Source organism: Chitinimonas lacunae, assembly GCF_042650885.1.
Lineage (GTDB): Bacteria > Pseudomonadota > Gammaproteobacteria > Burkholderiales > Chitinimonadaceae > Chitinimonas_A > Chitinimonas_A lacunae.
In genome coordinates this window covers 1,487,858-1,514,714 of record NZ_JBHSBU010000001.1, presented here as the reverse complement: position 1 = coordinate 1,514,714, position 26,857 = coordinate 1,487,858, and the positions used below count along the sequence as shown (strand labels likewise).

Here is a 26,857-nt window from a genome sequence, read left to right as displayed (position 1 = left end):
GAGTCAGTGCGTTCTGACCTCGGGACGCACTGACTCTAATACCGTGTTGTCCGTAAAGACTCCGAGGTGAGTGGAAATGCTCTAAGAAATCGTGAGAGCAAAAACCAAAAATTTAGTTTTTGAAAACTATATTTAGAGCATGTACTTTTAATTCGAGTTCGCCAATAGCTAAAAGGACACAGTTTGGATTGGTAATTGTCGCTTTGTGGAAATTGAACTAATCAGATGTGCTCTAGAGGGGCGCGCTCTAAAATGAAGTGCAACACTCAGCCGGATGGCATGGCAGAGTGTGGGCATGACAAATCATTACAGCCACTTGGTAGCGGCAGAGCGTAATCAGCTCCAGAGATCATTATTGACGGGGGAGAGTTTGCGTACGATCGCCCGTCGGATGAATCGCTCAGTCTCAACGCTGTCACGGGAATTGAGGCGTAATGCGCCGACGGCGGAGTACGACGCGGTGCGTGCTGGACAGTTAGCTCATCGGTGCCGGCGCCGTGGTGCGGTAAAGCTGAAACCGGCGTCTTCACTGATGAACAAGGTGATCGACAAATTGCGTCAGGGCTGGTCGCCGGCGCAAATTGCGGGCAGGCTACCGGCGATGTACCCGAATGATTTGACGATGCGTGTGTGCCACGAAACCATTTACCGGACGCTGTATGCGATTCCTCGCGGCGAGCTACGCAAGGAATTGATTTTATTACTACGGAAGTCGCATAAATCGCGCCTCCCCCGTGCGCGAGGCACCGACCGGCGCAGCTTGATCGACATGATCTCCATTCACGATCGGCCAGAAGAGGGGCTGTCGCGCGCCATCCCGGGTCACTGGGAAGGTGATCTCATCAAGGGCGCCTACAATCGGAGCGCTGTCGGCACCCTGGTTGAGCGAACCAGCCGGTATGTCCTGTTGGCGAAGATGACGGACGCGACCGCTGACGCGGCGTTGGAAGCCTTTACACGACGACTTCGCCATGTGCCCGCCAGCGTCCGTAAGACGCTGACCTACGATCAGGGCAAAGAGATGGCTCATCATGCCGAACTGGCTCGACGGCTCAAGATTCAGGTGTATTTCGCTGACCCTCATAGCCCTTGGCAGCGACCGAGCAACGAAAACATGAATGGCTTCATCCGCGAGTACCTGCCCAAAGGTATCGACCTATCTGTTTTCTCTCAAACCTACCTCAACGACATTGCGCGAAGCCTCAACACCAGGCCTCGCAAATGTCTGGGTTTTCGTACCCCTGAAGAAGTATTTCAGGAACATATCAATCGCTTGAAGGCCGGTGTTGCACTTCAAAATTGAATTCGCCCCTCTATTAGTCAACGTAAACTGGAAAAGGTGTGGCTGAATACTTTTTTCTAGCCCTGGTAGTGCTTCACTTCGTATCGCACTGCATCGTTGTATGGCGGGCCAATTCCCACCTCAAAGATGAGTGCTCATCGGAGCGGATTTCAATGTTCTTCGCAACTCCCCGGTCAACCGCAACCATCTGGAAGTTGCTGTTCGGAATGAGCTTCCTTCGTTCGGGTGACAGAGTCCTCATTGCTGCCGGAGTGGTTCACATGATCACCACAACGGTGGTCGTCGTTGTGCTCATAGGGTTGTTTGCTCAAGACTTATTCACGTGAGATCACTACCTCCCATGGGCCTGTCTCGCCTCTCTGGTACATCTACAACGCTGCGCCGCTGAGCTCCGCGTCGTCAAGGCGTGGCTGATTCCGTGAAGCAGAAGGCGATTCAGATGTGCGAGGAAATTGGCGGTCGAAGATAGGGAAGAAGTCTCCGCTATTTTTCTCCCATTTCCTCAACCAAAAGAACGGCGGACGCCTAAGCGTCCGCCGTTGTCACGCGGGGTCCGGCCGAGCTGGCCGGCGCGTGTTACTGCTCAACTGCTTACTGGCTGGACCAGCGGACCATCTGTTCTACGATGTTGGTGACCGGTTGGGCATAGCGTGAGCTGCTAACAGCGGCGTTCTTGTAGCCGGCAGGCAGCGGTGCACCAGCAGTCCAGGCCAGGTTGGGGTTGGAATAGGACAACGCGCGGGCGTTCGGAGCAGGCGTCCACATGAAGTCCGGATGGTTGTTGCTGTACCACTCGCCACCGAGGATCTTGCCGTTGGCATCCAACTCCAGATCGTAGGTGTAGGAAGTGGTTGCAATACTGTCGTAGGCCGGGCTATCGGTCGTGCGATGCGAAGGCGAGGTCTCCATCATGTATTGCAGTTGCATCCGCACGCCAACGATGCTGTGAGCCGTTGCATCACGGTAGCTCTTGAACTTGTCGTTGGTGTAGGCAGAGCGGGCGATCATCGCTTCCTTGGCGGTTGCGAAGGTCTGGTTGGTTTGCGGGTTGAAGTACGACACCTTGTAGCCCAGGACCGGTTGGTTCCAGACCTGATAGTCGAAGGTCGCATCGAACACGAAGCTGCGCTTGCTGATACCGATCTGGTTGACTACAGCCTGGTGCCAGCTACCCGGATTGGTATCGAAGCAGTTCTGATCGATGATGCGGCCGTTGGCGTCGCGGGTCGGGTTCTTGGTGTTGCAGCGACCGCCGACGAAGCGCACAGCCGGCGAAGCCGTGGCCCACATCAGGGTGGTCAGTGCCTTGATGTCAGACGGATGGAAGGTGATCTTCCGGCCATCGACACTCGTCACCTCGATCGACTTTTTCGGACGGGCAACCGCATAAGCCGCCGGTGCCCAGCCATGGCAGTAGCCCATCCAGCTTTCGACGCTACCGTAGCTGTCGTAGTAGCGCTTGCCGGCGTTCCACATCTGCTTGGTCAGACCGAAGTTGGTATCGCCGACCAGTAGGTCATACTTTTCTGCCGGCGACAGCAGGTGGGTTTGGTCGGCCAGATAGGTCGCCAAGGGCAGGGTGGTGTTGGCGAAATTCCAGTAATCCTTCCAAGTGTTGGTCGGGTAGTTCCACTGACGCGAATCGGCATAACGGTTTGCCAGCGAACCGTTGTACAGCGGCCAGTAGGTATCGGACCACGGTTGCGAAGCGAGCCGGGCGGTGCCGAGGTTACGGGCATCCATGGTGTGGATGTTCGATACCAGCGAGTAGCCCAAATCAACCAGACGAGCCGGGTTGTCATTACCGTACTGGATGGCGGCCAGCGCGGTCATGTTCTGGTGGTTATTACCCAGAATCCACAGCCGGGTGGCGTTTTTGTGCTCGACATAGCGCATGCTGGCGATGTCTTCAGCCGAGAAGAACGGGCTGTATTGACCACCAACCGTCGGGGCAGCGGCTGCCTGCGGCACAGCGCCTTGTTGACCAGGGTGTTGGCCCTGTTGCTGACCCTGTTGCCCTTGACCTTGGCCCGGGTTCTGCTGGCCAGGATTTTGTTGCCCAGGGTTCTGCTGACCGGGGTGTTGGCCTTGCTGCTGGCCCGGATGTTGACCTTGCTGCCCTTGGCCTTGACCGGGGTTCTGCTGCTGACCCGGATGTTGGCCCTGCTGTTGTCCCGGATGCTGACCTTGCTGTCCTTGGCCTTGACCGGGGTTCTGCTGCTGACCCGGATGTTGGCCTTGTTGTTGTCCCGGATGCTGACCTTGCTGTCCTTGGCCTTGACCAGGGTTCTGCTGCTGACCCGGATGTTGGCCTTGTTGTTGTCCCGGATGCTGACCTTGCTGTCCTTGGCCTTGACCGGGGTTCTGCTGCTGACCCGGATGTTGGCCCTGCTGTTGTCCCGGGTGCTGACCTTGTTGCCCTTGGCCTTGGCCGGGGTTCTGCTGTCCCGGACCACGTGCAGCTAGCACACCTTGTTGACCAGGATGCTGACCTTGTTGTCCTTGGCCTTGACCAGGGTTCTGTTGACCGGGGTTTTGCTGGCCAGGATTCTGACCTTGCTGACCTTGGCCTTGACCAGGGTTCTGCTGACCGGGGTTTTGCTGGCCAGGATTCTGACCTTGTTGACCTTGGCCTTGACCAGGGTTCTGCTGACCGGGGTTTTGCTGGCCAGGATTCTGGCCTTGCTGACCTTGGCCTTGACCAGGGTTCTGCTGACCGGGGTTTTGCTGGCCAGGATTCTGACCTTGTTGACCTTGGCCTTGACCTGGGTTCTGTTGACCGGGGTTTTGCTGGCCAGGATTCTGACCTTGCTGCCCTTGGCCTTGACCAGGGTTCTGTTGACCGGGGTTTTGCTGGCCAGGATTTTGACCTTGCTGACCCGGATCTTGTTGTCCCGGGTTCTGACCCTGCTGTCCTTGTCCTTGGCCGGGGTTTTGTTGGCCCGGATCTTGTTGACCAGGATTCTGGTTCTGGTCCTGATCGGGGTCAGGTTGCTGGCACTTGCCCTGATCCGGCGTTTGTTCACAGGACTGTTCGCCATCCTGCCCGCCTTGACCTGGGTTTTGCTGGCCTTGGCCCGGGTCTTGTTGGCCGGGGTTCTGTTGCCCCGGATTCTGTTGACCTTGATCTTGTCCCTGTTGACCCTGGCCTTGGCCCGGGTTCTGTTGGCCGGGGTTTTGTTGCCCCGGATTCTGCTGGCCTTGATCTTGCCCCTGTTGACCCTGGCCTTGGCCCGGGTTCTGTTGGCCGGGGTTTTGCTGCCCCGGATTCTGTTGACCTTGATCTTGCCCTTGTTGACCCTGACCTTGGCCCGGGTTTTGTTGGCCGGGGTTCTGCTGCCCCGGATTCTGTTGACCTTGATCCTGTCCTTGTTGTGCTTGGTTGGCCTGAGCTTGCGGCTGGTGAGCGAGTCGCTTGGCTGGCAACTCCCGCATCGTGGATGCCGGGTCGCGGTGGAAGCGATTCATGTATTCGTTGAGGCTGGCCGGATCGAGATCGGATGCAGCCTGTGCGCTGCCTATTGTGGCGACGCAGACGGCGATTAAGGTAAGACGATTCGTTTTCATAATGCTTTGGAACCTCCTGAACACTGTTTGCCCTGTCGCCGCGGCGTTTCCTCCCGCCGCATCGCACCCCGGGGCGCGAGCAGAAACAGTCTGTTGATTTCGATAAGTAATGCGATGCCATCGACCCTGTCGGGTCGGTCGGGAGTAACCGGTCATCCCCTGTTGCAGACGCACTTCTCCCTGCCAGCGGCCGACCCGACGGCAAAGCCGGGCCCGGCATGACGGCGCTGAGAAAGGCGACGCGACGTGAAATGACTCAGGCCGGAACCTGAAAAAAGAAATCGGAACGGATTACGGCGGTGCGATCCGGAGAGAGAGATCAGCCAGAGCGGTAGAACCGGAAGACAGCATGGGTTTTCCTCCTGCCGTGCCCATTTCTAATAAGAGAGGGTGAGGCATCGGCGTGCTATTGCTGAGATTCTTAATTAACAACCGTGTGGAATCACAGTAAGAGGGTTCTGCAAAAATGGCAACAACGTCTTTAGAAAAAATAATTTCGCGTTGCCGTGAGAACACAATTTTCGATATGACTCATCCGGTTCTGGTTATTGATTGGTATGCGTTGCCTTTTTATGAGAATTTTGCCGGATTTTTTATTTTTCCTGCTCATTTAGTGTAGATATTTGAACAAAAAGGACAAGCGGAAGAAGGAACCCGAGCACTCGCTATGCCGCCGGTATCAACATTTCAGCGTGCCTATCCCAAAAAACAAATTGCGGTACGTTCAACTATCTAAAAATCAAATTCCCACCTTCTTTAGGCAAGCGGCTTGCTTTTGCAGCCCGCTCCCTCCTGGGCTCGACCTCAATCAGCTCATCTGGAACAACCGCGCCAGATCTGGCTTGGCGCCGGTTTGGGCGCCTTACGGCAGAGTTGGATCAGGAGTCGAAACACCTGTCCTGCTGCGGATTCTCCAGCCCGAGACTTAGCAATTCCCTCGATGCTGCCTGACCTCATGAACAAGAGTCTGCACTGTCCACTTTGCATCACGTTTACGCTTTCCGATCAGCTGCTTATTGATGGGCAGACTGACTGAACTATTCGTCTTGTTTGGCAGAAAATCATAAAAATTGAACGGTCGAGCTGAAATGCTTTCAAAAGAAGAATGGCCTTCTGTACGGTTGTGATATTGCGGACTGATGCCGGTATATTTGGATTTAATTGCACAAATACACCATGAATTTCTTATCCGGATCGAGTAATTGTAAATTCTCTTCGTGCCGATGATGAAGATAGCCAAAAACCTCCTGGGCTTATATTGATGTCTTTGTGATGGTAAGAATCGGGAAAGTTATTGGCGGCAATCTTGTACAAAAAGCTGCGACGGGAATAAATGGAACAGAGTGGGGAAATAAGGAAGGGGTTGGTGCGGAGTCTGTCGGCTGCTCAGCAATTGATGTGGCGTATTATTATGAATTTATTTTATAGCGCTTACTGAGTCTTGCAGTTGATTTTCCTGAAATTTTCTATTGGGTCTGAGGCTTGTTCCGGCTACGCAAAAAAGTGGCCACGGATGAGTTTGGGAGGTGAGAAGGGGGCTTCAGCGCTGGATGATCCAGCACTACCGTCAGCTTGGTGCGGGTCAAAAAAATGCCCCGAAAGAACAGACAGTTCGCCCGGGCTAACAAAACCGGACGGCGGTGGCAAAAGGGCTGATCTTGTATAGTCCGCTCTCTTTTGCAGCCGGGCCGGGACGAGGGATTCCTGGCCGTTTTTTCGAGGAGGTTCGATGTACAAGAAATTACCGCTGTTGCTGTCGCTGGGATTGACCTGTCTGTTGCCGGCCTTTGCCGGCGAGCGTACCGAGCTGGCCCGCTCGATCGTCGATCGGCTGGTGCGCGAAGATGGCGGCCCTTACGCCGAAAGCGTGGCCACCACACTGCCCCTGCCGCGCGGCATGAGCAGTGGCGCCTTTGTCCAGGCATTGCAGGCTGTCTGGGTCGAGGGCAAGGAGAGGGTGGCCGTTTCGGTGCCCGAGCCGGTCAGGAAGTGGGGCAGCGGCGGCCAGATGGCGTGGCAGTTCAAGAATGCGGCACTGCAAGGCTATTTCCCGCAACTGTTCGAGACGATACGCAGCGGTATGGCGCGCCGGGGGCATCAGGTCAGCCTGGGGAAGAACGACCTGTTCCACGGGCATATCTTTGCGTTCGAGCGTGATGGCGTGCGCGACTTCGGCATCCTGTTCCATGCCAAGGAATACCCGAACGACCCGGATTTCGTCGAGCAGAACGGCGGCAAGGGCACCGACAGCGATTTCTCGACCCGTGACCGCAGTTACAAGCTGCGCAATTTCCTGTGGCTGGCGTCCGCCTCCAAGGTATGGTTGGTCCGCGCCGACAAGCCGGCCCTCAAGCCCCTGATCACCTCGGAATGGCTCGATCCGAACAGCGATGACCCGCTGCTGCGCACGCTCTATCAACTCCAGCTCCGCGCCGTCACCTTGCAGGATCAATATTTCGCCGAACTGGGCCAGCCGCTGGGCAGTATCAATTACTTCAAGTCGGCCACCATCGTGCAACTGACCGGCCAGCAACCAAGCCGTCATCCACCAAGCGATCTGCTTTACTTTTGAGCGTCCGGAGCGTCCGGAGCGTCCGGAGCGTCCGGAGCGTCCGGAGCGTCCGGAGCGTCCGGAGCGTCCGGAGCGTCCGGAGCGTCCGGAGCGTCCGGAGCGTCCGGAGCGTCCGGAGCGCTTTGTGGCTAGCGCAGGCCCGGTTAGCTCCGAGCCAGACATAGAGAGGATAAAGCCGAGAGCCGGGTGGGTTGCAGCGAGCACCTCGGGGTCCGAATCGACGGCCCGGAAGGGGGCTGTTGGCCGCAAAGCGGCGTAACGCACCGGGCTTCCGTCACATGCTGTCGCTCGATTGTCAGCGAGGACGGAAACAGCGGCGCGTTACGGCCTTTGGCCTGACGCATCCTACGAGACTTTGGCGTGTCGGGGCGTCTGGACGCGTCGTTGCGTGGCTGATCAGGCGGTCTTACCGGGTGGGTATCGAGCCTGCTGGCGCTGGGATTGCAGACGGTCGGGGAGCCGGTTGGCCTCCTCGAACCGTCTGGGTTGAAATAACCTAGACTATTGCAAAGAAATTTAAATATTCAATATAACCTGCGCCTGTACTTGCATAGGTTTTGCAGGTTATTTGCTATTAGAGCGGCAGCATTGACCCACAGCTTAAATCAGGCATTTGGCGATCAGCTCGGCATTGGTTTTGACTTCGAGCTTTTCGTGGATGCGCTGGATATGCGAGCGCACCGTTGCGGGTGACAGGTCGAGCCGGATGGCGATTTCCTTATGGCTCAGCCCCTCGGCCATCGCCTCGACCACGGTCAGTTCACGTCGGGTCAGCAGGTCGATGGGCAGCTTGCTGCGGGCCCAGATAAACCACAACCCTTCGATACGGCGTTTGGCCAGCACGATCTTGTCGCCGATGAATTCGTTTTCGCTGTCGCGCAGGAAGGCGGCAATCTCGGCCTGTGGCCAAGTCGGGTTCTTGCTGCGCCATTCGCTCTGCACCAGCGACTCGAAGCCGATTTCGTAATAGGACGGCATGCCCGATTCATCGCTGATGGCGCAGTAGCGGCGGTTCCAGGACTCCTCCGCCGCGCGGCGTTCGCGGTGATGGGCGCGGTGCTCGCGCAGCATATTGAGCACGCGGTCGAGCTCTTCGGTTTTTTCGAGCAATTGGCGGGTGCGTTCCTGCACCTCTTGCTCCAGATCGCTGTGGTAGCGGTCGAGCTTGCGCTGCATCTCGTAGGCTTCGACGGCCCGGCGGGTGGTCAGCAGGAAATCATGCCGGTCGAAGGGCTTGATGATGAATTTGTAGATCTCGGCCTTGTTGATCGAGTCAACGATGATGTTGATATCGAGATAACCGGTAACGATGATGCGCAGCACCCGCGGCAATACCGGGGTCAGACGCTGGAACAGCTCGACCCCGGTCAGGCGTGGCATGCGCTGGTCGCTGATGATGCAGGCGAGCATGGCGGGATCGGCAAGCTGGTCGATCACCGCCAGGGCGTCTTCGCCGTCCACCGCCTCGAGAACGGTGTAGTAGGGCGATAGGATCTGGCTGACGACCCGGCGGTTGTGTTCCTCATCGTCCACCACCAATACGATGGAACGATCGGTTTCGTCCGCTTGCTTCGCTTCAAGTTGTTCAAGTTTTTGCGAATTGAAGAACGACATGGACGGGCTTTCCTGACGGCTGTGAAAGTGGACCCGCGCCATGCGGCCGGGCCGGCAGAAACCTGGCCATTGCATCGCGCACCATTGGGGGCTCCTCCCCGATGCAGATGGCCATCAGGGCGATTATCCAACGTTCCGCCGCCTGCCCCAAATCGCGTAAGTCCGGCGAAGCCGCCACAGCAGTCCATTTCTGGCGAAAATCAGCTCAAAATCCGCGACTTGCGGCCCATGAGTGGAAAAAAACGGCGTGATTGCCCTTTGATCCGCCAATCAGCTCCGAGTGTCGAGAAGCGCGGATTTTGTGCATGACACACCGGTTTCCTCTCCCAGGCAGGCAGAAGCGGACAGTGTCCGCCTCCCCTGAACCACTTCCCTCAACGGCCAAACCGCCCAAGCGCCGCCAGCGTTTCCTGCTGCAAAGCGGCCAGCAATGTTGCCGCATCACGATGCCGCAACAGCGGTGCTGCCTGCCCGGCCCACAAGGACATCAGATCGGCCCGTCCCTGCTCGGTGGCAGCCGGGCGCAGGCGAGCGGTCAGCCAGTTCTGGATCGGATAGGGCGCGGACTGTTTGACTTCTTCCATCAGACGATTGCGGATGCTGCGCGCCAATCGCCCGCTGAAGGCCCGGGTCAGGCCGGTATGGCGGGCGTCGGGGCTGAACAGCCGCTCCCGATGCAGGGCGCTGGCGTTCGATTCGCGGCAGGCGAGAAAAGCCGTGCCGATCTGTGCCGCCGCTGCACCCAGGGTCAACGCGGCGGCCACGCCCCGACCGTCGGCGATGCCGCCGGCCGCGATCACCGGACAGTGCACCGCATCCGCCACCTGGGGAATCAGGGCGAAAGTGCCGGTCAGCGAATCCTCGGCCCGGCGCAGAAACGAGACCCGATGGCCGCCTGCCTCAAAGCCCGTTGCGACCACCATATCGACGCCCGCCTGTTCGAGTGCGCAGGCCTCGTCCACCGTGGTGGCGGCCCCCACGGTGGTGATCTCGAGTTCGCGGCAACGCTGCAAGATCTCGGGCGCCGGAATGCCGAACACAAAGCTGAACACCGCCGGTCGCACCGCCAGCAACGCTTCGACCTGTTCCTGATAGGGCGGCATAAAGCGTGCCGGTCGGGTCGGCAGTGCGACGCCCAATTCCTGGAAATAAGGCGCGAGGGTGGCGAGATAGCCATCGAAGCCTTGGTCGTCGAGGGGCGGGGCGTCGCTTTGTTCGTGTGGAATCCACAAATTCAGCGCAAACGGCCGCCCGGTCCGTTGCCGGATCGCTGCTGCCGTGTCGCGGATCGCGGCGGCGTCGAGATGATGCGCCCCGAACGAGCCAAGACCGCCGGCTTCGCTGACGGCTGCGGTCAGCTCGACCGAGGACAGCCCGCCGCCAAACGGGCCTTGGACCACGGGTAGGCGCAAGCCCAGGCGACGGGTGAAGTCGGTGGCGGGCCAGGGGTTCATTGGGCGGCCCCTTCGGCTGCCAGGGCCGCCTTGACCGCGGGCCGCTCGGTCATCTGGCGCAGCGCGGCCTGCAAGGAGGCCAGATCGCTCAGATCAAGGCCGACATAGCCGGCCCAGCGCGTGACGGTAAATAGATAGGCATCGGCGACGGTAAAGCGCTCGCCATGGAGATAAGGGCCGTGCTGCTGCAACTGGGCATCGACCCATTCGAATTTCTTGCGCAGCAATGCGCGCAGCTTCTGATGGGTGTCGGCACTCAGCTCTCGGTTGAACAGCGGGGAAAACGCCTTGTGCAGCTCGGTGCTGATGTAGTTCTGCCATTCCAGCACCCGGTAGCGGGCCGGGTCGCCTACCGGCGGCAACAGGCCGTGATCGGCGCGGTCGGCGATGTACTGGGCAATGATGGCGCCCTCACTCAGATAGCTGCCGTCTTCAAGCTGAAGCAGCGGCACCTGACCCTTGGGATTGATGGTGTAGTAATCGATGCCGTCGGCCGTCAGATGGCTGTTGAGATCGACTTTGACCAGCTCGACCGGCACGCCGGCCTCACGCAAGACGATATGGGGAGAAAGCGAGCAGGCATTGGGAGAGAAGAACAGTTTCATGACAGGGCTTTCTAGAAGTGGGTGAAAACGGCTGTCATCGTATGGCGCGGGCGAAACACGATAAATATGGGATCATGCATTTCATTCATTACATCAGGTAAAGAATATGGCGCGCCAATTCGGTGCCACCATGCTGGGCAGTATCGAATTGTTCTGTCTGGCGGCGGAGCTGGGGAGCTTTACCGCAGCCGCTACTGCCTGCGGCCTGACGCCGGCTGCCGTCAGCCGGGCGATTTCGCGCCTGGAGGAAAAACTCGGCACCCGGCTGTTTGTCCGCACCACCCGCCGCATCCGCCTCAGCGAAGGCGGCGAAGCCTATTACCGCCAATGCCGTCAGGCGCTGGGCCAGCTCAACGAAGCCGAGCGCGAATTGACGGGCCAGCAGTCCTCACCGGTCGGCACCGTCCGACTCAGCCTTCCCACCCCCTTCGGCCACTATCGGGTCTTGCCGCTACTGCCGGCATTCCGGGCGCGCTATCCGGCGGTGGAGCTCGAAGTACAGCTGAGTAACCGCAATATCGATTTCGCCAGCGACGACTACGATCTGGCGGTCCGTGGCCGCAATCCGCCCGACTCGGGTCTGGTGGTACGTAAGCTCGAAGAGGCGGAACTGGTGGTCGTGGCCTCTCCCGACTATCTGGCCCGGGCCGGCGTGCCGCACAGCCTGGCCGATCTGCCGCAGCACGACTGTCTGCAATTCGTGCTGCCAAGCAGCGGCCAGCGGGTGAACTGGCTGTTTCGGGAGCAGGGCCACGATATCGATCTGCCAACCCGGGGTGGCATCTGTTGCAGCGAAGACCTGTTGGGCGGCCTCACCCTGGCCCGGCACGGTGGCGGCCTGTTGCAGACCTGCCGCTTTATCGTCGAACGCGATCTGGCAGCGGGAACGCTGGTCGAGGTGATGCAGGACTTCGGCGGCCGCTCGCGGCCGTTTTCTCTGCTCTATCCGCGCAACCGCCATATGCCGCTGCGGGTGCGGGTACTGATCGATTTTCTGCTGGCCGAAGTCGGCAAAGTCGTCGCCAAGTCTGGGTGAGGGCTACGCGGCTGAGCTTTGACGTCCATACCCTTCCGATTCCGGATCGACTGGAAATCCGCTCAGACCATGCCGCCGAGCCAAGGTGGCCAGACAGGTTGGAATGCCCAGACACCCGTTCAAGCGAAAAGCCCGTGTGCCTGTCCGCCGGCAAGGGGCAGAAGGCTTGCTGGAGGCCGAGGCGCGAGGCAGGGGGATCTCCGCTACACTTCGATGCGCCCTTGCTCGATACCCAGTGTTGGCGCTACTGGAACATTCAAGAAAAACAAATATCCTGCAAAACAGTTGCTAGATATATAGCTGTTAACAAAAACAAATAAATAATATTTCGCTGAAACTGTTTCTCCCTGCCTTTACCCTCGACGGATTTGCCTAAACCTGTCGTGGCGATGAACGTCTGTTCTTGCGTAGGAATCGAGCGCTAGCGGTCGATTCCGTTTTGCTTGCCCGGCCGAGGTCGGGCAATGCCAGTTCTGTACCGAGGAGGAAGTTCCATGCAGCAAACCGAGCGCCATACCCGTACTGAAACCGATTCGATGGGCGCCATCGAAGTGCCGGCCGATCGTTATTGGGGGGCGCAGACCCAACGTTCCATCGAGAATTTCCCGATCGGGGTCGAGCGCTTCACCTGGCAGGCACCGATGATCCGGGCGCTGGGCATTCTGAAAAAAGCAGCAGCCCAGGCCAATGTCGAGCTGGGCGAAGTGCCGGCCGAGCTGGGCAATCTGATCGTGCGGGCGGCTGACGAGGTGATCGAAGGCCGGCTCGACCGGCATTTCCCGCTGGTGGTGTTCCAGACCGGCTCGGGCACCCAGTCGAATATGAATGCCAACGAAGTGATCTCCAACCGCGCCATCGAACTGGCCGGGGGCGTGCCGGGCAGCAAGAATCCGGTTCACCCCAACGACCATGTCAACCGTGGTCAGTCGTCCAACGATACCTTCCCGACGGCCATGCATATCGCGGTGGTCGAGCAGATGCACCGCCGTCTGTTTCCGGCCGTCTCGCGGCTGCGCGACACGCTGGCAGCCAAGGCCGAAGCCAATCGCGAGCTGGTCAAGGTCGGCCGCACCCATTTGCAGGACGCCACCCCGATCACCCTGGGCCAGGAAATCGGCGCCTGGGTTGCCCAGCTCGATTTCGGGCTGGCCAGCGTGCGGGCGGCGCTGCCGGGCGTGTATGACCTGGCCATCGGCGGCACGGCGGTCGGAACGGGCCTCAATGCCCATCCGAAATTCGGCGAGCGGGCGGCTCACCATATTGCCGAGCTGACCGGCTATCCGTTCCGCAGCGCCGACAACAAGTTCTTCGCCCTGGCGGCCCACGATGCCCTGGTCAATGTGTCGGCCAGCCTGCGCACCCTGGCCGGCGGGCTGATGAAAATGGCCAACGATGTGCGTTGGCTCGCCAGCGGCCCGCGCAACGGCATCGGCGAGCTGACCATTCCGGAAAACGAACCGGGCTCGTCGATCATGCCGGGCAAGGTCAACCCGACCCAGTGCGAGGCGATGACCATGGTGTGCGTGCAGGTGTTCGGCAACGACGCCGCCGTGGCGTTTGCCGGCTCGCAGGGCAATTTCCAGCTCAATGTGTTCAAGCCCGTGATGGTGCACAACGTGCTCGAAAGCATCGAATTGCTGGCCGATGCCTGTCTGGCCTTCCACGACCATTGCGCCGTGGGCATCGAACCCAATCGCGAGCGCATCCGGGAGAATCTGGACAAGAACCTGATGCTGGTGACGGCGCTCAACCGCCATATCGGTTACGACCGTGCCGCCCAGATTGCCAAGAAGGCCCATCACGAAGGCACCACCTTGCGCGAAGCAGCGCTGGCGCTGGGCTATCTGACCAGCGAGCAGTACGAGCAGTGGATTTCGCCGGTGGAGATGACCCGGCCTTAAGCTCGTCTGCGCTCGTCCCAAGTAAAACAGCCATGCTGGGCAAAGCATGGCTGTTTTTTTCTATCCGGGCTGTCGCCCGACATGAATCGCTCAGAAGCCGCTCGACGACTTGAACGCAGCGGTCGATTCGCCGCCCGGGGGCGTCACCAGCGTGCCGTCGGCGTTGAACCACACCTGCACCATCTTGACCGTCGGGGTCAGGCTCTGCCAGCGATAGACCACTGCACCCTGAATCCGGATCGTGGCGCCCGCATCGTATTGGCAGCCCATGGTCTGATTGACCTGATCAAGCGTCATGCCGACCTTGATGGCATTGAACGCGGCGGTGGTGAAATTGGCCGAGGAGCAGGTCGGTGCCACCGGGGTGGCCGGACGGCTGCCGCCGATGCTGTGGATCTGGCCCACCGAGATCACCACATTGGTGTAGATGGTGTCACCGACCTGGACCGAATCGACGGTCAGGCGGTTGGTGGCAGGGTCGTAGGAATTGGCGTGCGCCAGGGCGGAGGCAGCCAGAACGGCCGGAAACAGCAGGCGGGCAGCGAATTTTTTCACAGGTAGAAGTCTCCGAAAGTGGAAGTACGGATCAGCCACTGTCGCATTGCCCGCAGCGGGCTAGACCGCGACGCGGCGGCATAGCCTCGCATGAATGGGAAGATTTCGCATCTGCCGACGACCCTAAACGAATGTTTTTTGCTAATCGAACCGTCGCAGCCAGCTCAGGGTTTCTGTTATCGCATCGAGTCCACTGGGCACCCGGAACAAGCCATCACGATAGTTTTCAAAGCGCAGCGGCTGTAGATGACGAGCGACCTGACGGTAGGCTTCGGCAATATTGCCAGTCTGCAAGTCGCCCAACTGCGGGTCGATGCCGGCCTGGATGACCACGCCGCCCGAATAGGTCCGCACCTTGCAAAACGGCTCCAGTGCCGCCCGCATCGCATCGAGTCCGCCTGACTGCTGCACCAGATCGTCATTGAGCACGGTCAGCCAGTTGACCGATTTGATCCGGTCGTGCACCGCGCCGGTTTCAAGCGAGAAGCGCGGGCTGTTGAGGATGTCGAGGCCGGGGAAGCGCTTGATCAGCGATAGCGCCTGCGCGGTGTTCTGCTGCATGCCCGGCGCAAACAGCAGGGCATAGCCGGCCGAGCCGTGGACGGGTTGGCACAGTTCGCACCAGCGCAGTACCAGCGTCAGCAGCAGCTCGAAGCGGGGGATATCGTCCTGGCAGATCGGGAAGGTGGCACAGACGAAGGACAGTTCGTGTTCCTCGCGCCGGCTGATCAGTACCGAGGCTTGATAGGGCGGAATATCGTCATTGGGCAGACCGATGTCGACTGCGCCGAACAGCGCGCCGCTATAGCCGCTGTCTATCGGATATTTGTCGAGATCGGCACGAAGCTGGGCGCTCGGGTCGCCGCTGAATTTGACCGCCCGCCGCTTGTCGCGCAGCAACAGGGCATTGACCCGCTCCGGAAAGGTCTGCCAGTAGTCGCTCAGAAATTGCGCGGCCCGCTCGCGCAGCACGGCGCGGTCGATATCGGGCAGGAACAGCTCGACCGCCAGGCCGAACTTGGCGGCCGGGCCGGCATTGGCGCGGGCATAGGGCAGATGAAGCCGGTCCAGCGCAGCGAGGCCGCCCTGACGTTGGATCAGCTCGGCGATGACTTGATGGGGTTCCATGGCGTAGAGGCAAGTGGGGGTCAGGGAATCGGCACCAGATTGCGCGGCGGAAACAGCCGCGACACTTCGGACACCACAAAGATCAGTACCAATGCAGTGCCGGTCACCTTGAGGCCGGTGGTCGAAGTCAGTGCCTCGCCGAATTCGTCGAGCAGGCTGCGGGAGGGCGCAGGAACCGGGACGGGCACAGGTACCGGAACCGGCACGGGCGCCGGGGTCGGATCGGGCGGGTCGCAGTCGCAGCGGTCCTCGACCCGGAATTCCTCGAAATTATCGGCGCTGCCGGTGCGTTCGCGGGCGATACGCTGGTAGTCGCGCTGCGCTTCCGGTGTCAGCACATCGTCACCGAACTTCATATCGAACAGCCGGGTGATATTGCCGTTGCCGTCGGTGCGCGCCACATCGAGCCGGCGCGAATTGGGCCGGATATAGTTCGATGTCGGCACATTGGGGTTGTTGCGGCTGCCGATCATATTCCAGTTATTGCCACGGTCAAACGGCACTTCGCGCCACATCGGCGCATCGGCGCGCGGGTAGCCGTTGTCGTAGTAGGTGTCGTCGATCTTGTTCTTGACGCAGTCCTGGAACGTCTGCCCCGGCGCCAGCCGGCCGCGCAGGGCGTTGAGGCAGTCGCAGGCCATTTCGCACAGCTCGTCGAAGAATTCCTGATCGGCCTCCGGCAGATCGCGTTGGCGCAGGCCGGCCAGATTCACCGTGTTGCGGTGATTCATGAACATCTTGTCAGTCAGCCGGCAGGCGGGTCTGCGCTCGATCATCACATCGAAAGAGTGGCTGATCCAATCGGCCTCGGCCATATTCACGCCCGACACGATGCCGCCCATGATGCCCTGCTCGTCGTAGATGCTGCGGGCAAACCGGCTGCCCAGCTTGGCGATCATATTGCCGCCATCGGCATAGACGGTGGTGCTGCCCTGGACCAGGGTATGCGAGTAGGCCTCGTTCTCGTAGGGCATGGGCAGACCCTTTTCCGGGGTCTTGCAGACATCGGGCAGGGTGTTGTGGCTGATGCCTTGGCTGGCCCGGTGACACAGGGTCAGGCGGTTGACGTTGATGGTGATCGCCATGGCTGCACCTCCGGCAGGGCGGGAATCGGTTGGGTAGCGCCCAACAGCGCGGCACCGCGCAGCGGGTCGTCCGAACTTGCCAGTACCAGCTGGGTGCCGGCCTGCGGCCGCTGCCACAGCGAATAGGCCGCCAGCGCCAGATGGGCGATGGCGCTGGCGCTGCCCAGGTCGCCGCTGGCCAGGGCCGGTGTGAGGGTCTGCCAGTCGGCCTGCAGCACATCGCTGAGCCGCAGCGCCGTAAAACCGTACTGGTCGGCCCGGTACGGCTCGCCGTTGAGGTCAGCCAGCACACAGTCGATCGGGTTGATCGAGCCGGCTTGGCTCAGCGCCTGCCGTACCGCTTGCGTCAGTCCAAGCCCGGTACACGGCTCGGGACAGCGATAAGTCATCGGTTCCGCGGCCGTGGCGCAACCCAGCAGCGTCGCCCAGCCGGCCACCGGGTCGTTCAAGCGGGCCAGCGCCAGCGCGGCGGCGCCTTCAGCGGGAATCCGCCCATAAGGCTGCGGCCGGAAACGACCGCGCCAGGGCTCATGGGCGCCGTGCAGCAGGGCTTGCAGATCGAGCCAGGTCAGTGCATCGGCGCTCAGGTCCGCCTCAACCGCCAGGATCACGGCCAGCGCGTCGGGCCGCTGCGCCAGCGCTGCTGCTGCCTGCCCCAGCGCGGTCATCCCGGCCGCGTGGCCGCCCAGCACCGGCTCGATGGTTTCCCAAGGCAGCGGCGAGCGGCGCACGGCTGAGCTGAGCCGCTCGAACAGGCCGGCCGGCAGGGCGGGACGGTGGTTCGGGTCGGGCAATACCAGCCACAGCAGACTGGGTGGCCAGGGGCGGTCGCTGCCAAGCTGGCGTTCGAGCCGACAGGTCAGATTGTCGAGTGCGGCCAGCGCCAGGGTTTCCCAACGTGCCGCAGCAAAAGGCTGCTCGGCCGGAAAACAGCTCACCTTGGCGGGAATGCCGGCGCGGTCGAGATAGTGCGGATGCGCCTGCAACAACGACAGTTGGCTGCGCACGGCCGTGTCGGCCAGTTCCATGGTCGGGCCCGACGGAAAGCCGCAGGCAGCGGCGACGATCGTGATGGCCGGGGTCATATGCTCGCTTCCTGCGGGACGGGTAGGGGCGGCGGGTCGAGTGGGCGGCGTTTCTCGCTGATCCGGGTGCGGTCGAGCCGGTTGACCTTGGGGTGACAGGGCAGGGTCATATGGTGGACCACACTGAAGCGCGGAAAGTCGGGTTCGAGGATCAGGCTGTGGATCACCGAGCGGCTGATACTGCGGCTGCCGTCTTCAAACCGGGTCTGGAAGGCCAGGGTCAGCCGGGGCAGCCGAAAAGCCAGCCGTCCGCCGACGGCAAAGCCCGGTGGCGTCAGATTGATCAGCACCACTTCCTCGCCGCCCCGCAGATAACCGGCCACCTGTTGCTCGGGCGGGGCAAGCTGCCAATGGCGCGGGTCGAGATCGTTGGGGGGCAGCGGATAGCGCTGTTCGCGCCAATGCCGGTCATAGGTGCCGGCCCAGCGGCGCCGCGCCGGCCAGTGGCTGGCGATCGGGCCGAAACTCACCGGTGGCGGCCGGTCATCCTGGCGATAGATCGGCTGGTCGATCGATTCGAGATTGGGCAGCCACAGCCGTCCCGCCTCATCGGCCACCAGGCCGCGCCCGACCGGATTGTGCTGCGGCGCCGGCGCATCCCCTTCCGGCCCACCGAAGGCCCGCTCATAGACCAGCGGCATCTTGAGAAACGGCTCGGCGGGTCCGATCGAGGCAAACAGCAAGCCATGCTGCCATTGCCGGTCGCCGTGGACACGGGCGGAACGGCTCAGATTGCCCACCTTGAACCCGACCAGCAGCTCGCTGACCGGCTGGCCATCCTGGGCGTAGGCGTGGCCGTTGAGCAGGATATCGGTGGCGGCCTTGCTCGGGCCGAGGTCGGTGCCGTAACACAGGCTCTCCAGACCAGGGTGCGGCTGCGGGCCGCTGTGGACCGGTGGCTGCTGCGCCGCCAGTCTGGTGCTGCCGTCGGGCAGGATGTCATAGGTCGCCTTGACCGCCACCACCCAGATTTCCGCCCCGGAAGGATCGCGCAGCCAGCCGCTGTCGGCGGCATAGGGCGTGCGGTTGTCGAGTGCCCACATGGCGGTCAGTTCAGTTCGATCTGGCCACCGGCGATCCGGTTGATGCCTTCGGCCTCGCTGAGGATATAGTCGCCGCGCAGCGCGATCTTGCCGTTGGGGTAGAGGGTGATGCTCGAACGGCCGCAACGCAGCGTGATGCGCCGGTTGGATTCGAAGATCAACTCATCTTCGATCGCGGGCGGGGCCGGAGTCGGGGCGGTGGGGGCTTCGTCATAGGCAGTGGTCAGCAATAGTTCGATCTCAGGGTTCATGGCGAAGCCTTTGCGTGCAAAGTGGGGAACAGGGCGCGCTGTGTGGCCGCCGGCAATTCGGTCGGGAACAGCGGCCCGCGCAATAGACGCTGACGATGCTCGGCCGCGAGCCGACGCCAGGGCAGAGGACCGCCGTACAGCACCGCGTCGAGCCACGGTAGCGTCAGCGGCTGACCGAGAAAATGGCGGCGGTCGCGGGCAAAACGGCTTGCCTGTCGTCGCCACCACTGCCGAAAGCCCTGGGCATCGGGCCAGGGCAGCGAGTCATCAGCGTCACGCGGCGGAATATGGTCTTCGGCCTCGCTGCGCGCCTGATCGGGCCGGGGCGCCAGCCAGCCGTCGCGGGCCGGGTCGGAACCGGTCAGCAGCATCAGCGCGGCCGCCGCGATGCGGCTGTGGTGCGGATCGTCCAGATAGTCGAGCAAGATGGGCACCGCTGCCAGATCGCCACGCCAGCCCAGGGCGCTCAGATAGACACGCCGCGCATCGTCGCGCTGGGCCAGCGCCTCGACCGGTGCAGCCGCCCCAATCGGGTCATGCAGCGCCAGACAACGCAAGGCGGCAGCCGCCACTACCGGGTCGTCGCCATGGATCAGCGCCAACAGTCCGTCTCGTGCCAGGGGTCGGTATTCGGCCGAACACAGCAAAAGCAATATCTGGGTGGCCGCCAGTCGCACCCCGGCTGCCTCATGGCGCAGATACGATTGCGCCGCCCGCGCCATCTGTGGGTCGCCCAGATGACGCACGAAATGCAGCGCGTGCTCGGCAATCGAGGGCGTCGGGTCGAGCGTGCGCATCCAGCCCAGGGTGTCGTCGATGGTGCCGGGCAGATGGAAATGGCGCTGGCTGACGATCTGAATACGCAAAGCCGGTGGCAACTGGCTCAGTCGCTGGATAAACAGCGGCGAGACCGGGGCCCAGAGAAAAGCCGCCGTAAACGCGCCTTGCAGATCGGGAATCGCCACGATCAATGCACAGCAGGTGTCGAGCAAGGCAGTGTCCCTGGCCGCCAGCGCATACAGCGTGAGCGCGAAGGTCTCGTTCTGGCGCAGGGGCTCCTTCAGCCAGGCCTGCATAGGCGCCCGCGCCGGTTCGCCCAGCCATAACAGCGAATCGAGCGCACTTTGCAAACGGTCGTCGTGCTGCCACAGCGCATGGAAATCGAGAGTGGGATTGCGCAGCACCTTGGCCCGCCGCTGCCAGTCCAGCATCAGCAGATCGGCGTATTGATCGGCCAGCCGCTCATGATTGCGACCGGCCAGCGGATGCAGCACTGCGCCAGCAGGCACGGCAGGAGGCGATGCAGCAAGACGGGAAGCAGCGATTGTCATGGCGCGAAAGCGAAGCCGGTTGGAGGCAGGAAATTGATAGCGCGCTTTTAGGACATTTGTAATCAGGCGAAAGCGCTATCTCGCGTTGGAAATATAGCGAAGTCACAGCTTGCAGCGTAAGCCCGATTTCGACCTTGCTGATACGGAAACAATTCACAGCCTGAAAAAAGCGGCAAGTAAAAGGAGATTTGTAAACCTAATTCATAACAATGGTTTATGAAATATGTTCACAGGCTCATATAAGGCTTTCAGGCCAAGCTTCGTAAACCATTATTGCTGCTGTGTTTGTCGCGCTTTTTGCGGATAAGGACCGTCCGACTCTGCGCCCGATTGACTCTGGTATTGGAGGGCGGCAGCAGCAGAGATGAATAATGAGGCGGGAATGGCGTAGATGCCCGGTAAGAATGGCGAGGGAAAGCTGGCGTGCTTGGGCGTCTGGATTTTTATTTGACGGGAGGTGAAGAGGCTTTGATCTTGAATGAGAGAGAAAGTGCGTGATTTTATTTATTTATATTCTATGTGCGGCCCATGTGTTGCAGATATATTGCAGAATATTTTCTAGAAAAGAGTGAGTATCCAAAAAACGGCTCCCGTTGCAACCGCAGCACGGGAGCCGTCCTGTTTTTACTTTCTGGGGGTTTTGTCGAGCAATATCCTGATGGCCAGATCAAGCTGGGTATCGCGTCCGTATAGCCCGATTGGCAGGTCAACCGGCAGATCAACGCCGCGCGACACGCCTTCGAGCGGTTCCCCGGTGCGGGTGGCGATCACGTTGCCGAACGGCAGGCGCAGCATCGAGCCGTCCACCAGTTGGCGGCCGCTGGTGAAGATCACCCAGCCAGCCCCCGGCTCGCCGATGATCGGACCGAGCTTTTGCGAGCGGTAGCCTTCGGTAAAGACTTCGCCATCGGACAGGGTGATCTTGTTGGTCACGAGCACGGTCAGTTTTTCCAGGGCCGGCGAGCCCACCCCGGCCCGGCCCGGCAGTTGGGGCAGGCCGCGCGGCACCACCTTGAAGTGGCTCTTGCGGCTCAATACATCGAGCACATGGCTATCGACATAGCCGCCGAAGTTATTGCGCACATCGATCACCACGCCGTCGCGTTTCTGGTTGTCGGCGTCGAGATCGAGCAGAAACTGCCGCAGCGCCTCATCCGACATATTGATCAGATGGACATAACCGACCCGGCCGCCGCTATGCCGATCGACATAGGCGCGGTTGACCTCCACCCATTCGCGGTAGCGCAGCGTGGCCTCGTCGGCATAGTTGATCGGCTTGACCGTCACCTCGCGTGTGCCGTCCTCGCCGTTTTGCAGCGTCAGCGTGATCTTGAGGCCGATCTTGCCGTTGAGCAGCGAGTCGGGGTTGGTCTGGGCATCGACGGGCTGGCCGTCGATGGCGCTCAATAGATCGCCGATCCGCCCCCCGGCCAGATCGAGCGGTCCGTTGGGCACCACGCCTGTCACCAGCAGCTTGCCGCCGCGTGAGGTCAGATTGACCGCGAGTCGACCGGTTTCGGTGATGGTGTCGCGTTTGGGGGCGGAGATGCCGGTATGGGAGACATTGAGTTCCCCCAACAGCAACAGAATGGTGCGGCGCAGCTCGTCGCGGGTACGGGCGCCATGGGCGTAAGGAGTGAAACGGGTGGCCAGCACCTCCCATTCCTTGCGCTGCCCATCATAGAAATGCTCGCGCAGCAGTTGCAGCGTCTGGGCAAACAGCTGGCGCTTGTCGGCCTCGAAATCGACCTCGATCTGGGCGTCGAATTGCAGAGTCTTGGCTTTGCCATCGATGCCGACTGCCTGAATACGGCCTTCCTGCAAGAAGTAGACAGTCTGGCCATCGGCACTGAACTGCGGGAATTGCTTGCTGCCGGCGCTATGGGTCAACTGACGGGTCGGATTGTCGCGCACGGTAGGGTCAAGCGAATGGAGCCACAGGTTCTGCCGACCGGCCACGGTGGCGACCACGGCGAGCTGGCGGCCGTCGGGGCGGAGGGCGAAATACTGGACATCGAGCCCGATCGGCAGCAGCCGGTTGCGCTCCAGTGCCCGGTCAAGCTGCCACGGACCGGCCTTGGCCGCCGTTTCGCCGGCAAATACCGGGCGCGGCGCGGCCAGATCGACTGCACCGACCTGACCCTGGTCGCTATGCGGGAACAGGCGCATCAGCAAGGTGCCCCCGTCCGGGGTAAACAGCAGCAGCGGGTTGCCGTTGCCCTGGTCATCGGGCTTGTACCAGACCCGTTTGCCCATGGCCGGGCTGGCGTAACGGCTCACCGGCACCGCAGCGCCCTGATCGGCCGGCACCAGTTGGACGGTACGGTAGAGCCGCTCACCGATTGCCGCCACCGCCAGCCAGCGGCCATCGGGCGACCAGGTCAGGGCGCCGTCGTTCCAGACCGGCGGACGACCGACCAGCCCACGCCAGCGTGAAGTTTCCGTACCGGTTTGCAGATCGAGCAGCCGCAATTCTTCGCCATCGCGCATAAAGGCCAGCTGACGGCCATCGGGCGAGAAACGCGGCATGGCGTCGCCCTGGCCGTGCTGGGTCAGCCGGGTCTCGCGGTTGCTGGTGAGGTCGAAACGGTAGAGCCGCCCTGGGCCGTCGCGCTCGGAGACATAGACCAGGCTGTTGCCGTCAGGCGCCCAGCTGATCTGATGTTCGGCCGCCGGCGTGCGGCTCAGATTGCGCGCGCTGCCGCCTTCGAGCGGCGCCAGCCAGATTTCGCCCCGGGCGATAAAGGCCAATTGGCGGCCATCGGGCGACAGGGCCAGCTCTTCGGCCTGGTCGGCGACTGCGAGCTTTTCCTGGCCAGGACCGGTGGCACTGCCGGTCAGCTTGACCTCGATAGGCTGGGCCCGCCGGCTGACGATATCAAAACGCCATAGCCGGAAATCCCGCTCGAACAGAATGCTCTGGCCATCCCAGGCGATGCTGGGCCACAGCACCCGGCCCTGGCGGAAATCGGTCAGTTTCTCGGCCTTGCCCTGGCGGCTGCGGCGCCACAGATTTTCCTGACCGCCCCGGTTGGAGACGAAATACAGCCGCTGACCCTTGGCATCCCACATCGGCCAGGTGTCGCGGGCGCCCGGTTCGGACAGACGGCGGTATTGGCCGCGCTCCCGCAGCCACAGCTCGCTCTGATCGATATGCGAGCCGCCGCGCCGCCACCATTGGTCAAAGCCGCGTGCGGCCACGGCCAGACTGTCGCCATCGGGCGAGATGGCCGGATAGCTCTGGTCGACATAGCGCTCGCCCGTGACCCACTGCGGCATTCCGCCTGCCACATTGACGCGCCAGATATCGTTCATCCGCTGGATATTGCGGGCAGGCGAGGCGAAGTAGAACCACTGACCGTCGCGCGACCAGCCACCGGGCTGTTCGAGCCGGTCGTCGAAGGTCAGACGGGTGGTGCGGTTGTCCTGGAGGTCGAGCAGATAAAGATCGCCATTGCCGCTGCGGGTCGAGGCAAACATCAGCCGGCGGCCGTCGGGCGACCATTGCGGCCGCGATTCGGTGGCCGGATGGGCCACCAGCAGCCGGGCTTCGCCACCGCTGGCGGGGACGGTCCAGATATCGCCGCCCGAGACAAAGGCAATGGTGCTGCCATCGGGCGACAAGGCGGGTTCGGTCAGGGTGGGAAGGCCGTCGGCCAGCGCGCTGATACTGAGCGCAGCCAACAGGGCGGAACGCAGGGGCATCGAGGGTGTCCTGTCTGTGAGGGGAGATGGGCCGGCAAGGGGCCAAGGCGGCGATTGTGGCGAGCCGGTGCGGCAGCCGTCCAGCCGGGCGCGCCAGGGCTTCGGCGATGGCGTAAACTTGCAACAGGCGCGTTCCGCCTGATTCCCAAGACTGTGAGCCTGCCGTGCACTTCGAACATCTGATCGAAATCAACGACCCCAATAATCCGATGCTGACCCCGTTGAGCGTGGCCCAGCTCTGGCGTGGACTGATCCACCGCGCCGAATCGCCCGGCGAGTTTCTCGACAATCTCGACGATGCCACCATCACCTTGCGTGAAGAAGGCTTTATGGAGCGCCAACTGCGCTTTGGCAGTCTGCTGGTGCATGACCGCATCTGGTTCGAGCCGCAAAGGCGCGTCCGCTATGAAACGACCCCAAGCGAGCAACACGGCGGCGGATCGCTGACCATGACCATCGAACAGCCCGAACCCGGGCGGCTGTTTCTGCGCTTTGTCTATCACACCCCGCTGTCCGAACAGAACGGCGGCAACGAAGAAACCCAATTCATCCCCTATATCAAAGCCGCTTACCGCGACGCCGACGTGCATACGGTCCGGGTGATCCGCGAGATGGCTGAACGTGGAGATCTGGGGATGTGAAGGTGTCCGGAGCCGTGGACGCCGCCCCAATGAAAAACGCCTGCCACTGTGGCAGGCGTTTTTTGCGGCCTGTGCAAGTTGTTGTGATAAGGTTTTATTTTTGTTTGTATCCGGCTAAATGTCTTGCAGACGTTTTGCAGGATTTTTTCTAGAAATCCTTAATGGGCCGCAATGGGCTGTTTGGACTTGCCCATCCGCTCCAGCACATGCCCCCCCATCCCGACTGCCAGGGTTTCTTCGCCCAGGAACACCTGGCCGATATTTTCCTGGCTGAGCAGACGGGCTTCCTCCTCGTTATGGCTGCGCAGGATGATTTCGACGGCGGGGTTCAGGGTGCGGGCGATTTCCACCATCTTGCGGACCTGGAAGGTATCGGGCGTGGCAATCACCAGCATGCCGGCACGGGCGATATGGGCCTGGATCAGCACGGCCGGGTCCGACGCATCGCCCGACACGGCCGGGATATTCTGCGCCCGCAGCTTCTCGACGATTTCGCGGTTCTGCTCGGCCACCACATAGGGAATACCTCGTTCGGTCAGCATCCCGGCAATGCGGCGGCCGACCCGGCCGTAACCGACCAGTACCACTTGCCCGGTCAGATGGGCCTGATCGACCGTGGTGGGCAGCTCGGCCAGTGGATCGTCGCGTCGTTCGAGTCGCCGTGCCAGTTCGGAATGCTGGCGCATCCAGGCCAGTACCGGTTCGATCAGCGAGAACACCAGCGAGTTGACCGCAATCGAGATCAAGGCTCCGGCGAGGATCAGGCTTTGCCCGGCTGCCGACAGCAGGCCCAGCGCCACGCCAAGACCGGCCAGAATAAAAGAGAATTCGCCGATCTGCGCCAGGCTTGCTCCGACCGTCAGCGCGGTATTGAGCGGATAGCGGAACAGCAGCACCAGCACCACGGCCGCGACAGTCTTGCCGAGGATGATGATGGCAGCGACCGCCAGCACACGCAGCGGCTCGTCGAGCAATACACGCGGGTCGAACAGCATGCCGACCGAGACAAAGAACAGCACGGCAAAGGCATCACGCAGCGGCAGCGATTCGTCGGCCGCCCGATGGCTGAATTCCGATTCGCGCATCATCATGCCGGCGAAGAAGGCGCCGAGCGCAAACGACACATCGAACAGCTTGGCCGAGCAGTAAGCCACCCCGACCGCTGCGGCGACCACGCACAGGGTGAACAGCTCACGCGAGCCGGTCCGGGCGACCTGCCACAACAGCATCGGGAAGACCCGTTTGCCCACCACCAGCATCAAGGCGATAAAGGCGCCAACCTTGGCCAGCGTCAGACCGAGCGTCAGCCACAGATTGCTATCGCTCGCCGCCCCATGCGCGACCTCGACCTTGCCACCGAGCAGCCCGGCCATCGGGGGCAGCAGCACCAGGACCAGCACCATGACCAGGTCCTCGACCACCAGCCAGCCCACGGCGATACGACCGTTGATCGATTCGAGCACCCCTTTGGCCTCGAGCGCCCGCAGCAGCACCACGGTACTGGCGACCGACAGCGACAGGCCAAACACCAGCGAAGCACCCAGCGACCAGCCCCAGTAGAGGCCGGTGGCACAACCCATGGCCGTCGCGACCGCGATCTGGACGATGGCGCCGGGAATGGCGATCCGCTTGACCGCCAGTAGATCCTGCATCGAGAAATGTAATCCCACTCCGAACATCAGCAGCATCACGCCGATTTCCGCCAACTGGCCGGCCAGGGCCATATCGGCCACATAACCTGGCGTTGACGGCCCGATAATGATGCCCGCCAGCAGATAACCCACCAACGGCGGCATTTTCAGTCGTGAAGCCAGGAATCCCATGATCAAGGCAAGGCCGAAGCCGGCGGCAATGGTGCTGATAAGACTGAGTTCGTGTGGCATCCCTGCTCCTGTGGTGAGGTCAAAAAACTGCGACTGGAAGTGTAACCTGACGATCAGTCATATGGCCGTCCATGGAAGGCAGTGAGGCGATCGAATCG

General features: G+C 61.4%; 21 protein-coding genes. 7 read left to right on the top strand and 14 right to left on the bottom strand.

Annotation, left to right across the window (positions count from 1 at the left end; genetic code table 11):
- Positions 1 to 295 precede the first annotated feature (295 nt).
- The gene (locus tag ACFOW7_RS06415) at positions 296 to 1,303 is read left to right on the top strand and encodes an IS30 family transposase (protein WP_378162253.1); all 1,008 of its coding nucleotides are present in this window, start codon (positions 296 to 298) and stop codon (positions 1,301 to 1,303) included.
- A 591-nt stretch (positions 1,304 to 1,894) separates the two neighbouring features.
- On the opposite strand, the gene ACFOW7_RS06410 is transcribed toward ACFOW7_RS06415, so the two are convergent.
- Positions 1,895 to 3,274, bottom strand: a complete 1,380-nt coding sequence (locus ACFOW7_RS06410) for a hypothetical protein (RefSeq protein ID WP_378162252.1) — start codon at positions 3,272 to 3,274, stop codon at positions 1,895 to 1,897.
- Positions 3,275 to 3,283: 9 nt separating this feature from the next.
- On the opposite strand from ACFOW7_RS06410, the gene ACFOW7_RS06405 reads away from it, so the two are divergent.
- Positions 3,284 to 3,769 carry a hypothetical protein gene (locus tag ACFOW7_RS06405; RefSeq protein WP_378162250.1) on the top strand — a complete coding sequence of 162 codons (486 nt, stop codon included), beginning with the start codon at positions 3,284 to 3,286 and terminating at the stop codon, positions 3,767 to 3,769.
- Here the strand turns inward: ACFOW7_RS06405 and ACFOW7_RS06400 are convergent.
- The gene (locus ACFOW7_RS06400) at positions 3,766 to 4,329 is read right to left on the bottom strand and encodes a hypothetical protein (protein ID WP_378162248.1); all 564 of its coding nucleotides are present in this window, start codon (positions 4,327 to 4,329) and stop codon (positions 3,766 to 3,768) included. The genes ACFOW7_RS06405 and ACFOW7_RS06400 overlap by 4 nt on opposite strands.
- On the opposite strand from ACFOW7_RS06400, the gene ACFOW7_RS06395 reads away from it, so the two are divergent.
- Both ACFOW7_RS06395 and ACFOW7_RS06390 read left to right on the top strand, forming a co-directional pair.
- Positions 4,322 to 4,849 carry a hypothetical protein gene (locus ACFOW7_RS06395; RefSeq protein ID WP_378162246.1) on the top strand — a complete coding sequence of 176 codons (528 nt, stop codon included), beginning with the start codon at positions 4,322 to 4,324 and terminating at the stop codon, positions 4,847 to 4,849. The genes ACFOW7_RS06400 and ACFOW7_RS06395 overlap by 8 nt on opposite strands.
- A 1,750-nt stretch (positions 4,850 to 6,599) precedes the next feature.
- Positions 6,600 to 7,442: a hypothetical protein gene (locus ACFOW7_RS06390; protein WP_378162244.1), complete on the top strand. Its 843-nt coding sequence runs from the start codon at positions 6,600 to 6,602 to the stop codon at positions 7,440 to 7,442.
- A gap of 600 nt (positions 7,443 to 8,042) precedes the next feature.
- Here ACFOW7_RS06390 and ACFOW7_RS06385 read toward each other — a convergent pair.
- From ACFOW7_RS06385 to gstA, 3 genes are all read right to left on the bottom strand, one after another.
- The gene (locus ACFOW7_RS06385) at positions 8,043 to 9,056 is read right to left on the bottom strand and encodes a DNA-binding response regulator (protein WP_378162242.1); all 1,014 of its coding nucleotides are present in this window, start codon (positions 9,054 to 9,056) and stop codon (positions 8,043 to 8,045) included.
- A 374-nt stretch (positions 9,057 to 9,430) separates the two neighbouring features.
- Positions 9,431 to 10,510, bottom strand: a complete 1,080-nt coding sequence (locus tag ACFOW7_RS06380) for an NAD(P)H-dependent flavin oxidoreductase (RefSeq protein WP_378162240.1) — start codon at positions 10,508 to 10,510, stop codon at positions 9,431 to 9,433.
- Entirely contained in the window at positions 10,507 to 11,115 is a 609-nt protein-coding gene (gene gstA, locus ACFOW7_RS06375; RefSeq protein ID WP_378162238.1) for a glutathione transferase GstA, read from the bottom strand. Before gstA ends, ACFOW7_RS06380 begins: the two co-directional genes overlap by 4 nt.
- Before the next feature lie 106 nt (positions 11,116 to 11,221).
- Between gstA and ACFOW7_RS06370 the strand changes: the two genes are divergently transcribed.
- Positions 11,222 to 12,151: a LysR family transcriptional regulator gene (locus ACFOW7_RS06370; protein ID WP_378162236.1), complete on the top strand. Its 930-nt coding sequence runs from the start codon at positions 11,222 to 11,224 to the stop codon at positions 12,149 to 12,151.
- Positions 12,152 to 12,645: 494 nt separating this feature from the next.
- Positions 12,646 to 14,052, top strand: coding sequence for a class II fumarate hydratase (gene fumC, locus ACFOW7_RS06365; protein WP_378162234.1), 1,407 nt, complete (start codon positions 12,646 to 12,648; stop codon positions 14,050 to 14,052).
- A 90-nt stretch (positions 14,053 to 14,142) separates the two neighbouring features.
- Here the strand turns inward: fumC and ACFOW7_RS06360 are convergent, their stop codons facing one another.
- The 8 genes from ACFOW7_RS06360 to ACFOW7_RS06325 all read right to left on the bottom strand — a co-directional run bounded on the left by ACFOW7_RS06360 (position 14,143) and on the right by ACFOW7_RS06325 (position 24,235).
- Positions 14,143 to 14,607, bottom strand: a complete 465-nt coding sequence (locus tag ACFOW7_RS06360; RefSeq protein WP_378162232.1) for a hypothetical protein — start codon at positions 14,605 to 14,607, stop codon at positions 14,143 to 14,145.
- Positions 14,608 to 14,748: 141 nt separating this feature from the next.
- Positions 14,749 to 15,735: a type VI immunity family protein gene (locus ACFOW7_RS06355; protein ID WP_378162230.1), complete on the bottom strand. Its 987-nt coding sequence runs from the start codon at positions 15,733 to 15,735 to the stop codon at positions 14,749 to 14,751.
- Positions 15,736 to 15,755: 20 nt separating this feature from the next.
- Positions 15,756 to 16,820 carry a DUF4150 domain-containing protein gene (locus ACFOW7_RS06350; RefSeq protein WP_378162228.1) on the bottom strand — a complete coding sequence of 355 codons (1,065 nt, stop codon included), beginning with the start codon at positions 16,818 to 16,820 and terminating at the stop codon, positions 15,756 to 15,758.
- Positions 16,790 to 17,905: a hypothetical protein gene (locus tag ACFOW7_RS06345; protein ID WP_378162226.1), complete on the bottom strand. Its 1,116-nt coding sequence runs from the start codon at positions 17,903 to 17,905 to the stop codon at positions 16,790 to 16,792. Before ACFOW7_RS06345 ends, ACFOW7_RS06350 begins: the two co-directional genes overlap by 31 nt.
- Positions 17,902 to 18,948, bottom strand: a complete 1,047-nt coding sequence (locus ACFOW7_RS06340; protein ID WP_378162223.1) for a DUF2169 family type VI secretion system accessory protein — start codon at positions 18,946 to 18,948, stop codon at positions 17,902 to 17,904. Before ACFOW7_RS06340 ends, ACFOW7_RS06345 begins: the two co-directional genes overlap by 4 nt.
- A 5-nt stretch (positions 18,949 to 18,953) precedes the next feature.
- On the bottom strand, positions 18,954 to 19,199 hold the full coding sequence (locus ACFOW7_RS06335; RefSeq protein WP_378162221.1) for a hypothetical protein: 246 nt from the start codon (positions 19,197 to 19,199) through the stop codon (positions 18,954 to 18,956).
- Positions 19,196 to 20,530 (bottom strand): HEAT repeat domain-containing protein, encoded by a 1,335-nt coding sequence (locus tag ACFOW7_RS06330; RefSeq protein WP_378162219.1) that lies wholly within the window; start codon positions 20,528 to 20,530, stop codon positions 19,196 to 19,198. Before ACFOW7_RS06330 ends, ACFOW7_RS06335 begins: the two co-directional genes overlap by 4 nt.
- A gap of 624 nt (positions 20,531 to 21,154) precedes the next feature.
- Positions 21,155 to 24,235 carry a S41 family peptidase gene (locus ACFOW7_RS06325; protein WP_378162217.1) on the bottom strand — a complete coding sequence of 1,027 codons (3,081 nt, stop codon included), beginning with the start codon at positions 24,233 to 24,235 and terminating at the stop codon, positions 21,155 to 21,157.
- Between the two features lie 164 nt (positions 24,236 to 24,399).
- On the opposite strand from ACFOW7_RS06325, the gene ACFOW7_RS06320 reads away from it, so the two are divergent.
- Positions 24,400 to 24,876 carry an SRPBCC family protein gene (locus ACFOW7_RS06320; RefSeq protein WP_378162215.1) on the top strand — a complete coding sequence of 159 codons (477 nt, stop codon included), beginning with the start codon at positions 24,400 to 24,402 and terminating at the stop codon, positions 24,874 to 24,876.
- 158 nt (positions 24,877 to 25,034) lie between these two features.
- On the opposite strand, the gene ybaL is transcribed toward ACFOW7_RS06320, so the two are convergent.
- The gene (ybaL, locus tag ACFOW7_RS06315; protein WP_378162213.1) at positions 25,035 to 26,759 is read right to left on the bottom strand and encodes a YbaL family putative K(+) efflux transporter; all 1,725 of its coding nucleotides are present in this window, start codon (positions 26,757 to 26,759) and stop codon (positions 25,035 to 25,037) included.
- Between the last annotated feature and the right edge of the window lie 98 nt (positions 26,760 to 26,857).

What these genes read in the sequence shown, in the direction of transcription:
- ACFOW7_RS06415 (WP_378162253.1), top strand. Translation starts at nt 296, where the DNA reads ATGACAAATCATTACAGCCACTTGGTAGCGGCAGAGCGTAATCAGCTC.
- ACFOW7_RS06390 (WP_378162244.1), top strand. Translation starts at nt 6,600, where the DNA reads ATGTACAAGAAATTACCGCTGTTGCTGTCGCTGGGATTGACCTGTCTG.
- ACFOW7_RS06385 (WP_378162242.1), bottom strand. Translation starts at nt 9,056, where the DNA reads ATGTCGTTCTTCAATTCGCAAAAACTTGAACAACTTGAAGCGAAGCAA.
- ACFOW7_RS06380 (WP_378162240.1), bottom strand. Translation starts at nt 10,510, where the DNA reads ATGAACCCCTGGCCCGCCACCGACTTCACCCGTCGCCTGGGCTTGCGC.
- gstA (WP_378162238.1), bottom strand. Translation starts at nt 11,115, where the DNA reads ATGAAACTGTTCTTCTCTCCCAATGCCTGCTCGCTTTCTCCCCATATC.
- ACFOW7_RS06370 (WP_378162236.1), top strand. Translation starts at nt 11,222, where the DNA reads ATGGCGCGCCAATTCGGTGCCACCATGCTGGGCAGTATCGAATTGTTC.
- fumC (WP_378162234.1), top strand. Translation starts at nt 12,646, where the DNA reads ATGCAGCAAACCGAGCGCCATACCCGTACTGAAACCGATTCGATGGGC.
- ACFOW7_RS06355 (WP_378162230.1), bottom strand. Translation starts at nt 15,735, where the DNA reads ATGGAACCCCATCAAGTCATCGCCGAGCTGATCCAACGTCAGGGCGGC.
- ACFOW7_RS06350 (WP_378162228.1), bottom strand. Translation starts at nt 16,820, where the DNA reads ATGGCGATCACCATCAACGTCAACCGCCTGACCCTGTGTCACCGGGCC.
- ACFOW7_RS06345 (WP_378162226.1), bottom strand. Translation starts at nt 17,905, where the DNA reads ATGACCCCGGCCATCACGATCGTCGCCGCTGCCTGCGGCTTTCCGTCG.
- ACFOW7_RS06340 (WP_378162223.1), bottom strand. Translation starts at nt 18,948, where the DNA reads ATGTGGGCACTCGACAACCGCACGCCCTATGCCGCCGACAGCGGCTGG.
- ACFOW7_RS06335 (WP_378162221.1), bottom strand. Translation starts at nt 19,199, where the DNA reads ATGAACCCTGAGATCGAACTATTGCTGACCACTGCCTATGACGAAGCC.
- ACFOW7_RS06330 (WP_378162219.1), bottom strand. Translation starts at nt 20,530, where the DNA reads ATGACAATCGCTGCTTCCCGTCTTGCTGCATCGCCTCCTGCCGTGCCT.
- ACFOW7_RS06325 (WP_378162217.1), bottom strand. Translation starts at nt 24,235, where the DNA reads ATGCCCCTGCGTTCCGCCCTGTTGGCTGCGCTCAGTATCAGCGCGCTG.
- ybaL (WP_378162213.1), bottom strand. Translation starts at nt 26,759, where the DNA reads ATGCCACACGAACTCAGTCTTATCAGCACCATTGCCGCCGGCTTCGGC.